The 15,936-nt window shown below is 30.1% G+C and carries 13 protein-coding genes; 11 read left to right on the top strand and 2 right to left on the bottom strand.

Annotated elements, in window-relative coordinates; all coding sequences use genetic code 11:
• The first annotated feature begins 47 nt into the window (after window positions 1-47).
• The 5 genes from CLLI_RS09970 (at window position 48) to CLLI_RS09950 (ending at window position 5,574) form a co-directional block, all read left to right on the top strand.
• Window positions 48-746, top strand: a complete 699-nt coding sequence (locus CLLI_RS09970) for a response regulator transcription factor (RefSeq protein WP_106064067.1) — start codon at window positions 48-50, stop codon at window positions 744-746.
• A gap of 43 nt (window positions 747-789) precedes the next feature.
• The gene (locus tag CLLI_RS09965) at window positions 790-2,238 is read left to right on the top strand and encodes a HAMP domain-containing sensor histidine kinase (protein ID WP_106064066.1); all 1,449 of its coding nucleotides are present in this window, start codon (window positions 790-792) and stop codon (window positions 2,236-2,238) included.
• Window positions 2,239-2,321: 83 nt separating this feature from the next.
• Window positions 2,322-3,491: a hypothetical protein gene (locus CLLI_RS09960; RefSeq protein WP_106064065.1), complete on the top strand. Its 1,170-nt coding sequence runs from the start codon at window positions 2,322-2,324 to the stop codon at window positions 3,489-3,491.
• A 15-nt stretch (window positions 3,492-3,506) separates the two neighbouring features.
• Complete coding sequence (locus tag CLLI_RS09955) at window positions 3,507-4,514, top strand: phosphodiester glycosidase family protein (RefSeq protein ID WP_170063701.1); 1,008 nt, start codon at window positions 3,507-3,509, stop codon at window positions 4,512-4,514.
• A 13-nt stretch (window positions 4,515-4,527) separates the two neighbouring features.
• Window positions 4,528-5,574, top strand: coding sequence for a hypothetical protein (locus CLLI_RS09950; protein WP_106064063.1), 1,047 nt, complete (start codon window positions 4,528-4,530; stop codon window positions 5,572-5,574).
• Between the two features lie 98 nt (window positions 5,575-5,672).
• On the opposite strand, the gene CLLI_RS09945 is transcribed toward CLLI_RS09950, so the two are convergent.
• Entirely contained in the window at window positions 5,673-6,566 is an 894-nt protein-coding gene (locus CLLI_RS09945; protein ID WP_106064062.1) for an MBL fold metallo-hydrolase, read from the bottom strand.
• A gap of 343 nt (window positions 6,567-6,909) precedes the next feature.
• Between CLLI_RS09945 and pepV (CLLI_RS09940) the strand changes: the two genes are divergently transcribed.
• From pepV (CLLI_RS09940) to CLLI_RS09915, 6 genes are all read left to right on the top strand, one after another.
• Entirely contained in the window at window positions 6,910-8,286 is a 1,377-nt protein-coding gene (gene pepV, locus CLLI_RS09940; protein ID WP_106064061.1) for a dipeptidase PepV, read from the top strand.
• An 82-nt stretch (window positions 8,287-8,368) separates the two neighbouring features.
• Complete coding sequence (locus CLLI_RS09935) at window positions 8,369-9,529, top strand: DUF819 family protein (protein WP_106064060.1); 1,161 nt, start codon at window positions 8,369-8,371, stop codon at window positions 9,527-9,529.
• Window positions 9,530-9,614: 85 nt separating this feature from the next.
• Window positions 9,615-9,941, top strand: a complete 327-nt coding sequence (locus tag CLLI_RS09930; protein WP_106064059.1) for a DUF3870 domain-containing protein — start codon at window positions 9,615-9,617, stop codon at window positions 9,939-9,941.
• 139 nt (window positions 9,942-10,080) lie between these two features.
• Entirely contained in the window at window positions 10,081-11,175 is a 1,095-nt protein-coding gene (locus CLLI_RS09925) for a dipeptide epimerase (protein WP_106064058.1), read from the top strand.
• 240 nt (window positions 11,176-11,415) lie between these two features.
• Entirely contained in the window at window positions 11,416-12,807 is a 1,392-nt protein-coding gene (pepV, locus tag CLLI_RS09920; RefSeq protein WP_106064057.1) for a dipeptidase PepV, read from the top strand.
• A gap of 177 nt (window positions 12,808-12,984) precedes the next feature.
• Window positions 12,985-13,761, top strand: a complete 777-nt coding sequence (locus tag CLLI_RS09915) for a TSUP family transporter (protein WP_242975578.1) — start codon at window positions 12,985-12,987, stop codon at window positions 13,759-13,761.
• Window positions 13,762-13,798: 37 nt separating this feature from the next.
• Here the strand turns inward: CLLI_RS09915 and CLLI_RS09910 are convergent, their stop codons facing one another.
• Window positions 13,799-15,679 carry an LTA synthase family protein gene (locus CLLI_RS09910; RefSeq protein ID WP_106064056.1) on the bottom strand — a complete coding sequence of 627 codons (1,881 nt, stop codon included), beginning with the start codon at window positions 15,677-15,679 and terminating at the stop codon, window positions 13,799-13,801.
• Window positions 15,680-15,936: the final 257 nt, after the last annotated feature.

The raw sequence follows: 15,936 nt of genomic DNA, 5'->3' as shown, positions 1-15,936 counted from the left end.
GTTGAGAATTGAGAGTTGAGGACAGTTTTTATTAAGGGGGAAAAGCAATGGCAAATAAAAAGATTCTTATAATAGAAGACGAAACTGCTATATCAGATTTTATGTGTTATTCTTTGAATAAGGAAGGATATATAGTTAAGGCTTTTGAAAATGGTGAAGATGGAATTAAGGCATTGGAAAGTTTTAAACCTAATCTTATTATTTTAGATTTAATGCTTCCAGATGTAAGTGGGTTTGATATATGCAAAAAGGTAACCAATACCTTTAATATACCTATAATTATAATCACTGCAAAATGTGATATAACAGATAAATTATTGGGAATGGAGTTGGGGGCAGATGATTATATAACTAAACCCTTTGATATGAGAGAAGTGCTGGTAAGGATAAAAACTATTTTTAGAAGAATTGAGCTTACTAAAGAAATAGTTAATAATGAAGAAAATGAGTTAATTATTCAAAAATATATAGAAATATATAAGGATGAAAGAAAGGTTTTAAAAGATGGACAGCCAGTAGAATTAACTCCAAAAGAATTTGATCTGCTTTTATTTTTAGCTGAAAATGCAGGTAAGGTTTTTTCAAGGGCTCAGTTATTAGACAAGGTGTGGGGCTTTGAATATATTGGTGATACTAGGACTGTGGACATACATGTACAAAGAATAAGAAAAAAATTAGATAAAATGAAGAATTATTCAATTATAGAAACGGTTTTTGGTGTAGGATACAAATTAAACTTTAGTTGACATATAAAAAATTACTTTGTAATTTTTTTAAGGGGGTTAGCAGTTGAAGTTATCCATAAGATATAAAATACTTATAAGTTTTTCTTTTGTGTTTTTAATAGGTATTTCTGTACTTATTTATGCAACGGAAAGGATAATAAATAATAATAACGAATTTATTATAAAAAATGAAATGATTCAGGGAAGAAAAGATATAGATATATATTTAAAACAGTATTTTGTTTTGAATAATGTGGAGCCCAGCAAGTCAATATTCAAGATAGATGGCAAGAATATTATAGAAGAATTGAGTTTTAGAGTAGGACAGGATGTTACACTTTATTCCAACAAGGGAGAGCTTTTGTGGACAACTTCTAATAATGAAATAAATAAGGAGAAAAAGGATTTGCAATTAGCCATGCAAGGTAAGACTGCTTATACAATTAGTAAAGTGAAGGATAAAGTTATTGTAAACCTTTCCTATCCTGTATATTTTAAAAATGATGCTTTAGGAATTATCAGCTATAGCAAAGAATATACGGAGCTTTATAAGAAAAGTAATCACATAATCAACATAATTAAAATTATAGGATTAGCCTTATTTTTATTAATACTTATAATATCTTTTATAATATCAAAACGCATAACAAAACCAATAATTAAGTTGACAGAAGCTTCCAAAGAAATTACCAAGGGAAATTTTGATGTAGAATTTAAACATGATTCTTCAGATGAAACAGGTGAATTAGCATTAAGTTTTAAAAACATGGTAGAGAGGATTAAAAATCAAATATTAACCATAGAAAAGGATAGGGATACATTAAAGAATTTAGAAATGAGTAGAAAATTGTTTTTTGATAATGTTACCCATGAACTGAAAACTCCTATAACCACAATACTTGGCTATGCAGAAATAATAGAGAGAAATGGCTTTACAGATGAAGAATTTTTCAAAAAGGGAATGGGGCATATAATTGGAGAAAGCAAAAGGTTAAATAGAATGGTTATTGAGCTATTGGAGCTTTCAAAAAATACCACTGGAGATTTTAATTATAGCTTTTCTAAAGTAAACCTATCAAATTTACTAAAGGTTACATGTGAAGAAATGGCTATTAGGGCCAAAAGGTACAATATACAGATAGATGATATTATAGAAGACGGGTTATTTGTAAAGGGTGATGAAGATAAGTTAAAGGAGATATTTGTTAATTTATTAGATAATAGCATAAAGTATGGCTATGTAAATTCCATAATACAGGTGAAAGTTTTCAAAAATGATAATAAAGCTTTTATAAGTATGGAAGATAGAGGAGAAGGCATACCAAAGGAGGAACTAGAGAATATTTTCCAACCTTTTTATAGGATAAATAAAAAGTTATCTAGAAAAAAAGGGGGAAATGGATTAGGTCTTCCCATAGTCAAAGCTATAGTTGAAAAACATGGAGGAAATATATGTATAGAAAGTGAATTAAAACAGGGAACTATTGTCACTATAGAAATTCCATGTATTTAGTTTTTACAATTTAGATACAACTATTGTAATTTTAGAAACAACCATAGTTTAAAATTAAAGTAAAGCACTTGAGGTGAATTTTAGTGAAAATGCCAACAAAGAATACAATCATTACTTCACTCCTCATTGTAGTAATCTTTTTCATATTTATTTTTAGTCATGAAAGCAGAGGAGGATATGATAAAGTATTTGTGCTAGATAATTCAAATTTTAATGATGATATATTAAGCAATGAGGAAGAGAAAAAGATGACTTTAGAAAATGTACAAAAGGTTCCTTTCAATGGGAATTGCGATTCCTGTGACTTTTTTGATAAGGATAATATTATTTATTCTAAGAGAAATGGTCAAGGAAGTTTTTTAGATGTAAATAATGAAAGACTGAATTACTATGGAATAAACATATTAAACTTAAAAACAAATAGGGAAGAAAAACTGATTCCTGTAGAAAATAAAAGTCAACGTTTTATAATTCCTTCTCCAGATAAAAAAAGAATTTTCTATAGTGAAGGGGAAGAAATATTAGAAAAGGATGCTAAATATAAGGAAGAAGAAAATAAAAGCTATATATACAATGTTAAAAGCAAGGAAAAAATAAACATCCCCTATAAAACTTTTATAAAGTGGATGCCAGACAGTAGTGGATATATTGGAATAAAAGATTCTCTTTTTCTACAAGATTTTAATAAGGGCATAAGTAAAGAAATACTAGATTACAAACAATTAAAAAAAATAGAAAATATACAGGAGATATCCATAGCTAAGGATTGCCAGAATATATTTATTCAAGGCTTTAAATCAGATGAGGATTTTAGCAGTTATATTTATAATGTAAATTTAGACAAACCTTATGAAGCTAATTTAGTTTTAAAAGGAAATATAAAAAGAATAGAAGCCATAGATAATAATAATTTAATATTTTCCGGGAAATATTGGGGGGAAAAAGGCTTATATAATTACAATCTAGAAACTAAAGAGATAAAAAAACTTTTAGATGGAGATATAGTATTGTTTAAGCTTTCTAATGATAAAAAAAGCATAGCCTATGTGGTAAAGGATAAGGATGGAAACAACATTCTTTATGCAGCTAAGCTATATAAAAATAGTATAAGTGAAAGTGTAATGCTATATAAGAATTTATTTATAAAATATTATACACTAAATTGGAGCGAGGATAATAAAAGGCTTATTGCAGCTTTTTATGAAGAAAAAGAAGAAAAAGATAATAAAATTTATATTTTTCACTTTAGATAAAGGATGTGTTACCCTATGGGAAGAAGGACAGAAAGAAGGAAAAAGAAAAAGTTTTCTCCAAAACTATTTTGCGTTTTTATACTATACCAAATAATATTTATAGGAATTACAGCACCCTTATTGGTATTTTACGGCCCATTTAAAAATGTGAAAAAGACCTTAGTAGGAACTGCTATGTATACCTTTAAACATCAATATATAGCTACTTTGTTTTTAAATGAGAAGGATATAAATAAGGTGTTAAATAAAGATAATAGCGGTTCAATGGTAAAAAATATTGAGCAGAATTTTCAAGATATAAAAATTGGAAATATGAGAGACAACAGTATTGTAAGATATAACATACATAAGAATAGATTTGATGGATATCTGCTGGAAATAAAAAATCCTAAGAAGGTTAAGGTAGCATGTACAAAAAATATAGGCATACAAGGGCAAAGAGTTAGTGAAATGGCTGAGGGAAATAAAGCAGCAGCGGCAATTAATGGTGGAGGCTTTTATGACCAAAATACCAGTGGAAAGGAATGGGTAGGTACAGGTGCCTATCCAGAGGGCATAGTAATATCTAAAGGTGAAGTAGTATGGAAAAATGTTAAAGAAGATGAAAAAGTAGATGTGATGGCCTTTAATGAAAAAGGAGAGTTAATCGTAGGGAAAAAGAGTTTAAAACAGCTCAAAGAACTTAATGTAAAAGAGGCGCTATCTTTTAATAAAACTTTAATAATGAATGGACAACCTCTTGTAGAGGATTACGGAGAACAAGGACTGCAGCCCAGAACAGCTATAGGTCAAAAAAAAGATGGCACAGTAGTTTTTCTTGTAATAGATGGAAGAAAGTTATTTAAAGAGGGAGCAGATTTAAAAGACGTACAGGACATTTTACTTAAACAGGGAGTTTGGAATGCTGGAAGTTTAGATGGAGGTTCTTCTTCTACCATGTATTATAAGGGAAATGTAATCAATAATCCATGCAATAGAGATGGAGAAAGAACAGTGGCTACAGCCTTCTACGTAGAACCTTAAGGAGAGTGTTACCGTGAAAATTATAAAAAGAATTATAGTATGGAGTATATTACCATTATCTATAGAATTAATGGGACTTTTGTATGTGGATAAAGTTTATTTAAAACCAAACAGTGATTATACAATAGAAAAGGTTGAAGAAAATGAAGAAAAAAGTATTAAAAATCTAGAAATACCCGTAGATGGAAATGCAAAGGATATAAAACTGTCCTATGATGGCAAATACCTTTCTTATATAGAGGATAACAATATAGTAACTATAAATACTTTAAATGGAGAAAAGATGCAGGTGGACGCCTCCTCAGAAGGAGAATTAAATTACTATAATTGGTTACCAGATAGACACAGAATGTACATAGGTGAGAAAATAAAAAATGAAAATGGGGAAAGCTATATTAAATTATATTACTATGATAGGGACAAAAATGAAAAAAATCAGATTTTAGATAATCACTATAATAAAATAAAAATACCTTTAGCAAACTATAAATACAATATTACAGATATAGTAAACTCAACTTTAACAGGGGTTGCCTATATAAAAGTTGAAACAAATGACAATAGATATAACATATATAGACTAAATACCATGTCCCAAATGGAAAAGTTTAAAGGCTATTTAAAAATTGGCAATATGGAAATATTAAATAGAGATGATAGAATGATTTATGAAGATTTAAAATATGATAAAGTTAGGATTACTGATAGGGAAAACTCACTAAGAATTCCTGATGCAGAAAACCTATGTTTACTAGGAGTAGATGGGGAGGACAATATCTATCTAGGAAATGTGAAAGGGGATAAAATTGATAAAATATATTATGGGAATATAGAGAAAAATGAAAAGCTTTGGAACAGTGTAAATATAACCAACCCTGCTAAAAAACAGGATATTCATGTATGCAAAAATGGAAAAGTATATATAGAGAATAAAGAGACAGGAGTTATAAAAGATATTTTTTCTGGAAGTGAAAAGAAGTATAATGGAAGAGTTATACAATATTATAATAAGGGGGCAGGAGCTTTATATAATGGGAAATTTGTTAAGGTAGAGCTTTAAATTAGTGAAGAGTTAAGAATGAATAGTTAAGAGTTATGAAAAAAATTCAGCAAGGCTAAATTTTCACCGAAACTATTACCTCTCAGCTCTTACCTCTTTTACTGTTTTTTAAAGAAGTATAGTTTGCCGTCTTCAATAGAGGAATTAATAAGATTTTTATTATAAACATAGCTTATGAATGCAGATACAGCTGAAAGATTTATATGATATTCAGTAAAGTTCATGGATAAATCATTTAATATAACAAGATTTTGAAGTACATCTTCCTTGGTTAAAGGCTGATCTAACAGTTCTAGTATTTGGTTTATGTAATTTTCTATATTATTTAAGTTCTTATCTACTAAGGAGTTTATTTCATCTTTTGTAATTATATTATCACTGTGACCTAGTACAAAGAAGTCAGCATCTATATTTTTTATACTTTTTAAAGTTTCTATACTGTCTTCTATATTGTATAAGTATGGAAGAGAATATTTATCTATTATTTCACTGCTAAATATGGAATCTCCTAAAAAACAAACCTTTTCCTGAGTGATAAAACCAATCTGTTCTCCAGTATGACCTTTCAATGAAATAACATGAAACTTTTCATCATTTATTTTATTTATACCATATTCTAAAATAAAATCTACATTGAAGGGCTTATTTATTCTATCTAAACCCTTTAAAGGTATTGAACCGCAGAGCATGGAAGGGTATAGTTCCACATTTTCCATGAATAACTTTTCCATGTAGGAAGTATAGATTAAACATCCAGGATAATTATTTTGAAAATATATATTTCCGCCACAGTGGTCTAAATGACTGTGGGTGTTTACAATATATTTTGGATGAAGCCCATTTTCAATTAAAACCTCATCTATTTTTTTTGCTGCAGAATTATTTATACCTGTATCTATTAAAATACAATTTTTATTTTTAAACACATATACTCCTATATTAGTAGGGGCATTTATATAATAAGTGTTTCCTTTTATCTTTGTAAGTTCCAAAATACCACATCCTTTAAATCAACTAACTATTAATTGTTTACTAAATCAATATAACATTTAAGAGAATTAATATCAATGAACATTGTGAAATACAAATTACAGGAAATGTTTTCAGAAGATTAAAAATATATATTGAGTTTTCCTGAATTATATAATATAATAATAACTATAAAAGTTATATAAGGGTTCTTAATTTTACTACTCTGTTTATTTAGGTGCCTAAAGCATTGTAACGTAAACAAAGCCCAGTAGATGATAACATTCATTTATTGGGCTTTTTTTATTTAGTTAATTAAAATATGGTAGTATTGGATTGTTGTAAATACTAATTAATAGGGGTGATATTATGCTAGATGAAAAAATACTTAGTATGAAAGAAGAAATTATAAAAAGTGTGCAGGAAGTCGTAAGGATAAAAAGCGTAGAAGATAAGGCAAAAGATGGAATGCCATTTGGAGAGGGAGTACATAGAGCTTTAGAAAATTGTTTAGAGCTTTCAAAATCCTTAGGTTTTAAAACAGTTAATGTGGATAATATGATAGGTTATGCAGAATATGGTGAGGGAGATGAAATGATAGCGGTACTAGGACACTTAGACGTAGTGCCAGAAGGTGATGGATGGAAATACTCTCCCTATGCTGCTGAAATTCATAATGGAAAGATATATGGAAGGGGGACCACTGATGATAAGGGACCAACTATAGGGGCATTATATGCATTGAAAGCTGTAAAGGATTTAAATATGCCTTTAAAAAGAAGGGTTAGAATAATATTTGGATTAAATGAGGAAACAGGAAGCAAATGTGTAAAGCATTATGTAGAGAAGGGTGAAGAAATTCCAGTGGGAGGATTCACTCCTGACGCTGAATATCCAATAATAAATGGAGAAAAGGGAATTGTAACCTGTAAATATAAAAGGAAATTAGCACCGCAAGGGGATATAATACTAGAATCCATAAGAGGGGGAATTGCTCCAAATGTGGTGCCAGATTATGCAGAAGCTGTAATTTCCTTACCAAAAGATAAATTTGACATAATAAAGAAGTTAGCAGATAAAGTAGAAGAAATAAAAGTAGAAGAAAAAGAAGATTCTTTAATAATAAAATCCTATGGAATTTCAGCTCATGGCAGTACTCCAGATAAGGGTAAAAATTCTATTTCTCATCTTTTATTATTCTTAGGCAAGTTGGATTTTAAAGGAGATACTAAAGAATTTATAGACTTTATGAATAAATATATAGGATTAGATTTGCATGGCAAAAATTTAGGCATCTATTTAGAAGATGAAATATCAGGGGAATTTATTTTTAATCTAGGAACTATTTTGGGCAATAATCATGAAATAAATATAGAAATAAATATGAGATATCCTGTTACTAAAGGTTATGAAGATTTTAAAGATATATTTAAGGAAAAAATGGATTTAGGGAAAATGGAGGAGATTTATTTAAGACATAAAAAGAGTCTTTATGTATCTCCAGACACAGAATTTATAAAAAAATTGCAGAAGGTATATGAGGAAAAGATGGGAGAAAAGGCTGAGCTTATATCCATAGGTGGTGGAACCTATGCCAAAGCTATGAAGAATATAGTTGCCTTTGGACCAATATTCAAAGGTGAGCCTATGGTAGAACATAAACCAGATGAATATATAGAAATAGATTCATTAATAAAAAATGTTCAAATCATGGCAGCGGCTATTTATGAATTGGCTAAATAATTTTTATTACTAGCATATAAAAGCTCTTCCTTATAATTATTAATAAGAAAGGGCCGTATAATATAAAAAAGGGGGAAACTATATGATTACAAGAGGCTTTACTTACGTGGCGTTTCTTATCTTCTTTGCTAGTATGTTAGTATTAGCAGAGAAAAAATCTAAGTCAAAATTTTTTAATTATGTTCCAGCAATTGTTCTTCTTTATTTTGGTGCAATGTTACTTTCTACCTTTGGAGTTTGGCAGAACAATGAAGAAATAACAGCTGTTTATAAAGGATTAAAGGATAATTTATTACCTGCTATGATATTTCTAATGCTTTTAAGATGTGATATGAGGAAAATCTTAAAATTAGGTCCTAAGATGCTCATAGGTTTTTTCTCAGCTACCATAAGTATTATGATAGGTTTTATAGTTACATATGCATTATTTAAAGGCTTTTTTGAAGCAGATACATGGAAAGCATTTGCGGCACTTTGCGGAAGCTGGATAGGTGGTACTGCTAATATGGTAGCTGTGCAGAGTGCCTTAAATCTTCCAGATTCAAAGCTTGGTTATACACTTCTTATGGATTCTATAAACTATTCCATTTGGGTAATGTTTTTACTATGGCTGGTATCCTTTGCGCCAAAGTTTAATAAATGGACAAAATCTGATACAAAATTAATAGATGAAATAGGAGAAAAGTTGAATCAAGACAATGAATCCATGAGGAAAGAAATAGAGTTTGCAGACTTAATAGTATTATTAGGATTGAGTTTATTTGTAGCAGCAATTTCTATTTACCTTGGAGGATTAATGCCAAAATCTCAATTTTTCCAAGGAAGCACTTGGACAGTACTTATAGCCACTTTATTAGGAATATTATTTGCAATGACACCAGTGGCAAAGATTCCTGGATCATCCCCGCTTTCCAATATAATGCTATACACAATAGTTGCCCTTATTGCATCAAGAGCTAACTTTTCAGAGCTTACAAAGGCGCCATTATATATTGCTGCAGGTTTCGTAATTCTTGGAATACATGCTTTATTATTAACTTTAGCTGCTAAAGTATTTAAGCTGGATTTATTTACTTGTGGAGTTGCAAGTTTAGCAAACATAGGAGGAGTAGCTTCAGCACCTATTCTTGCTGCATCTTATAGTGAAGCATTGGTGCCAATAGGAGTCTTAATGGCTCTTATGGGATATATAGTTGGTTCGGGGGGAGGACTCCTAGTAGGAAAAATATTATCCATATTATAATTTTATATATCTAAAGTAATAGCCAAGGAGTTCAGAATAGACAAATAAGCTGCATCATTATATAATAACTACAGGGGTGGTACTTATGTACAATGATGATACAGTATATGTAGTGGGTAATTCAAAAACCAATACAGACAATGCAATTACCAATAGATTTAATTCATTTTTCATAGGATTTGTGGTGGAAATGAAGAATGATACCATAGTAGATTTAAGCTGCTCTGCCACTATAAGAACTACTGATGAATTTATTAAGAGTCTATTTATTGGGAGAAGCCTCATAGAGTTTGATTTGAAACTCGAAGAAGAAATTAAAAGAAGATATCATGGTTCCTCTCAAAGGGCAATAATAGTAGCCTATAAGGACGCAGTTAAAAAATATAATGAAATAAAAGAAAGATATTTTTAGAATTACTGTTTTATTTAATAAGATATAAAAATGCTTGTTTATATCGGAGTAAGTAAAAGCCAGTAAAAGCAGGAAATAGTATGCTTTTGCTGGTTTTTTATTTTAATTTAGAAATTTAATTAAACAGGAGGTAATATATATGAAAATTACAGATATTAAAATAGGACAAATTTCTGTTCCATTAAAAACACCTTTTAAAACTGCCTTAAGGACAGTAAATAGTGTGGAAGATATAATTGTGGAAGTGCATACAGACACAGGAAATATAGGCTTTGGGGAAGCTCCACCTACTGGAGTTATTACTGGGGATACCAAGGGAGCTATAATAGGGGCCATAGAAGAACATATAAAGAAAAATATAATTGGTATGGATATAGAAAATTTTGAAGAAATAATGATAAAACTAGATAAATCATTAATAAAAAATACTAGTGCTAAGGCCGCCATAGATATTGCTTTACATGATCTTTATGGACAACTATATAATGCCCCTCTATACAAATTATTAGGGGGTTATAGGAAAGAAATAACCACAGATATAACTATAAGCGTAAATGATCCTGAAGAAATGGCAAAGGACAGTTTAGATGCTATTAAAAGAGGATATACAACCTTAAAAATAAAAGTTGGAAAGAATGCTTTATTGGATATAGAAAGAATGAAAGCTATAAGAAAGGCAGTAGGATATGATGTAAAACTTAGAATAGATGCCAATCAAGGCTGGAAACCTAAAGAAGCTGTTCAAACTTTAAGAAAGATGGAAGATGAGGGTTTGCAGATTGAATTTGTTGAGCAACCTGTAGCAGCCCATGATATAGAAGGATTAAAATTTGTAACAGATAATGTTTCCATACCAGTGTTAGCAGATGAAAGTGTATTTTCACCAGAGGATGCTTTAACTATACTTCAAAGAAGGGCAGCAGATCTTATAAATATAAAGCTTATGAAAACAGGAGGCTTGCACAATGCACTTAAAATATGTTCCTTGGCGGAAATATATGGTGTGGAATGTATGATAGGGTGTATGCTGGAAGCTAAGGTAAGTGTAAATGCAGCAGTGCATTTGGCAGCGGCTAAGAGCATTATTACAAAGATAGATTTAGATGGTCCGGTTTTATGCAGTGAAGACCCTGTAGAGGGGGGAGCAATTTTCAATGAATATAAAATCACACTAAATGATGAACCGGGGCTTGGAATTAGAAAAATTAATGGCACTAAATATCTAAATTATTAGGCATGGACTCAGTTATAGAATAAATATATAAAAGGAGCAGGTTAGAAAGAATCCATTGAACTTATCTGCTCCTTTTTTATGTATATTTTTATAATGGCTTGGAATAATATTACAGTAAATTAAAACAAATTTTATAAATGATGCTGACACTATGACATAATCAATGTATAATATAATTAATAATATTATCGTATAAGACATCTGGAGCAGGGCTTAAATACTTTCACTGGAGGTAGAGAAATGAAATTAAATAGGAAAATTAACGAATTAAAAGAGGAGATAATAGAATCAACTCAGGAAATTATGAGAATAAAAAGTGTTGGGGAAGAAGAAAAAGAAGATATGCCTTTTGGAGAGGGCGTATCTAAAGCTTTAGAATGTGCACTAAAAATTTCTAGAAGATTAGGGTTTAACACTAAGAATTTAGATGGATATGTAGGATACGCAGAATATGGGGAAGGGGAAGACTATATAGGTATATTGGGACATTTAGATATTGTACCAGAGGGCGATGGCTGGAAATATCCGCCTTATGCAGCGGAAATACATGAGGGCAAGATATATGGCAGAGGTGCTCTAGATGATAAAGGACCTATAATGGCAGCATTATATGGACTAAAAGCTATAAAAGATTTAAATTTACCTTTATCTAAGAAAGTAAGAATAATATTTGGAACCAATGAAGAAACTGGTTCTAAGGAAATGGAATATTATTTAGAAAGAGAAAAACCACCAATAGCAGGATTTACTCCAGATGCAGAATACCCGCTTATATATGCAGAAAAAGGGATAACTTCTTTTAATGTAGTAAAGGACTTAAAGAATATATCCACAGAAGATATATGTATAAAGTATATAAAGGGTGGACAAAGAGTTAATATGGTTCCTGATTATTGTGAAGCAGGAATATGGGCTAAAGAAAAGGACTGCATAATAAAGGCTTTAGAAAAATTTAAGTTGCATAATGATTTTAATTTAACAGCTCACATAAAAAGCGATATGGTAGTGATAAAGTCTATAGGAGTTTCTACCCATGGAAGTTTACCGGAACTTGGAATAAATGCTATAATGCAAATGTTTTTATTCTTGGCATCTTTACCAATGGAAGGCACGGATATACATGAATTTCTAGATTTCTTCAATAAACATGTTGGTTTTGAATGTCATGGAGAATCCTTTGGAGTAGCTCTAGAAGATGAAGAATCAGGAAAGCTATCTTTTAATGTGGGTACCATTGATATGACAGAAGATAAAGTTTCCTTGGGATTAAATTTAAGATATCCTGTAACCTACACCTTTGAAGACATGATAAAACCTTTTGAAAAAACTTTAGAAGGTACAGGTATGAGAATAGAAGATATGGACCACATGGCACCTTTGTATTTTCCAAAGGATCATGAATTAATTAAAACTTTATTAAAAGTATATACAGAACAGACAGGTGAGAAAAAGGAACCACTTGCTATTGGAGGAGGAACTTATGCCAAGGAAATGCCTAATATAGTGGCCTATGGACCAATTTTCCCAGGAAAGCCTGATTTAGACCATCAGGTAAATGAATATATAGAAATTGAAGATTTGATAATGAATGCAAAAATATATGCTCACGCAATATATGAATTAGCAAAATAATTTATATAAGTGAAGTATTCTTTCTTAATGAGGAATACTTCTTTTTTTGCATTAAATATCCATATTTTCGCCTTTTCTATATGAAAAGCAGGAGCCTCATGCTATAATAGAATTATTAGAAAATATAATATACTAAAAATTATTTTAATTAAAAATGCTATTTAAGGAGGGCTTTTCGTGTTAGCTAACATCCCAATTGTGTACAAGATTCTCTTTCTATGTGCAGCAGGATTTTTAGCATCATTTGTAGATTCTATTGCCGGCGGAGGTGGGTTGATAAGTTTACCTGCATATTTTCTTGTAGGATTTCCACCTCATTTTACATTAGGTACAAATAAGTTTTCAGCTACATGTGGTTCTATTGTAAGTACTGCTAAATTTGCTCAATCTGGAAAAGTAGACAAGGATATTTTAAAAGTATTATTACCTTTTACTTTCTTAGGAGCATGTACTGGGGTTACAACGGTATTACTTATTGATTCCAATGTATTAAAGCCAATAGTTTTGGTGTTATTATTAGGAGTTGGAATTTATAGCCTTTTCTCAAAGACTATAGGGCTGGAGGATAATTTTGAAGGCACTACTAAAAAGACATTGATATTAGGTGGCATATTTGCTTTTGCAATGGGATTTTATGATGGCTTCTTTGGACCAGGAGTTGGTTCATTTTTAATCTTTGGCCTTATCAAAATATATGGATTTGATTTTGTAAGAGCCAGTGGAAATGCAAAAGCAATGAACCTTACCAGTAATTTTACTTCCTTAATTCTTTTTGCAATAAAAGGTAAGATATATTACCTAATGGGTATTCCAATGTCCATATTCATGGTATTTGGAGCTATTGTTGGAACAAAACTTGCACTAAAAGAAGGGGCCAAGTTCATAAAACCAATATTTGTTACCATGTCTCTTTTAGTTGCTGTAAAAATGTTATATGAATTGATTATGCTATAAAAAAATAGTCGGTAGACTGCAGTCCACCGACTATTTTTTAGTTTTCATTGAATTTCTTTATTAAATTATGCTTAAGAATTAAATCCGAGTATTCTAGCTGATTTATAGTGGCTTCTTTTGCATTTTTTAAATTGTCATTTTCCTGTATCGCCTGTCCTGTCTTTATATCATAATAGGTATTCTGAGGGGAAAGATAAAACATATTTCCATCACTAAAGGAACCATTTCTAAATATTACTTTTCCTTGTTTTGAATTAAATAAATCCTTTCCCATCATATTTGAAGATGGAAGATTAAACATATTAGCTAAAGTAGGGTAAAGGTCTATTTGACCGCCATATATTGGGTAAGTTCCACTATGCTTATCATTAGGAAAATGGATTAACATAGGAACCTTTTGTAATTCCATCCACTGAAGGTCTGTAAAACCATTGGTGCCTAAAAATTTTGCTAATTCTTTATCATTTTTCTTTGGGATGGCATAATGATCACCATATACAACAATTATGGAATTCTTGGTTATTCCTTCCTTATCCAATTTATCCAAAAACATACCCAACTGTTCATCTGTATAATGTATAGCTTTTAAATAATTTCCAACTAGTGTGCCATCTAAATCTTCTACATTAAAATCCCCATATTTTGTAACATCATCATAAGGGAAATGACTGGACAAGGTAACCATAAAGGAATAATATGGCTGTGGCAATGCCTTTATTTTTTCAAAAGCTTGATTAAAAAAGGATTTATCACTTAAACCTAGCCCAATTTTTTCGTCAATATTATAGCTTTTTTCGCCATAGAAATTTTGGAAGCCATATTTAGGATACATTATATTTCTATTCCAAAAGCTTTCTCTGTAGCCATGAAAAGCAGCAGTGGTATAGCCTTCATTTACCATAGCTTTTGGCAATGCATTAAATTCATTTCCTGTATACATATAGGTTACTGAACCTGAATCTGTTGGATAAAGAGAGTTATTTGATAAAAACTCAGCATCAGAGGTTCCGCCAGCAGCAGTTTGATAAAAATAATTATTAAAATACGCACTTTTTTTAATCCATTTATTTAAATTTGGTGTGATTTCCACTCCATTAACCTTCCGATTTATTGGAAAAGCTTGAAGGGCTTCCACCTGAATTACTATTAAATTTTTTCCCACTCCTGCACCTTTTAAGTTTTCTGTAGGCTTTTCTGAATTAGTTTGCAGAAAGCCCTTTACTTCCTCTTGAGCCTGTGCTGATACAGGGGCTTTTTTACTTATGGAATTACTCAAGAAATTAAAAATATCCAGATAGTGATAATTTAAATCCCCTAAGTTTTTGGCTATATATACTTTATTATACATAGTACTAATCAATCTAGGCTGTTCTTTTGAAAGCTTAATAAAACTAACAGTATTCATTGATGCTCCTAAAATAAATAAGCATAAAAAAGGAACTAATCTTTGTGAAAAAGGTAAATTAACCTTTTTGCTATATTTTTTACTATACCTTTTACCATATTTAGAATGTTTGCGTAGTATAGAGAATACAACCAAGTCTAAAACATAAAGCAAATCAGTTGCTTTGAATAAGTTTTCAATACTAGATTTCACAGGCCCTAATAGAAGACCGTTAATAATTGCAGGTATGGAAATAACATCTTTAAAATACCTAAAATAATTTAAATCAATAATAATAAACAAACTTATAATTAAATTGCATATAAAAAGAAACTTTCTTCTACCCTTTGTATTAAATAAAAAAGCCAAAGAGGCTAAAATTATAACTGAAGCAAATACAGGAGAAAAAAGATTTTTATATGAAAAATATCCTGTTTCAATTTGTCCTCCAAAACACAAAAGCTTTATGCTGATAAACACTATAAAAAATATAATATCTAAATAATTCAATATTTTACTTGAAATTTTACTCATTTGATAATTGCCCCCCAAAAAATACTCTCATTCTATGTAAAAAATTAAACTAACCTTAACCTAACATTAAAAAGTATATGATAAAGTTATGTATTTCATTATAACAATATGTGAATAAACTGGAAACAAACAATAAAAATATATATATCTAATTCCTATATATAATTGAAGGATTTTTTGCACGGTTTATATTCTAATACTTAAATTTATATTAGTCAATGTATTTACATTATCTAAATACTATTGCATAATAATAT

The organism is Clostridium liquoris, assembly GCF_002995785.1.
GTDB classification, from domain to species: Bacteria; Bacillota; Clostridia; order Clostridiales; family Clostridiaceae; genus Clostridium_AO; species Clostridium_AO liquoris.
This window is presented reverse-complemented; position numbering and strand designations above follow the sequence as displayed.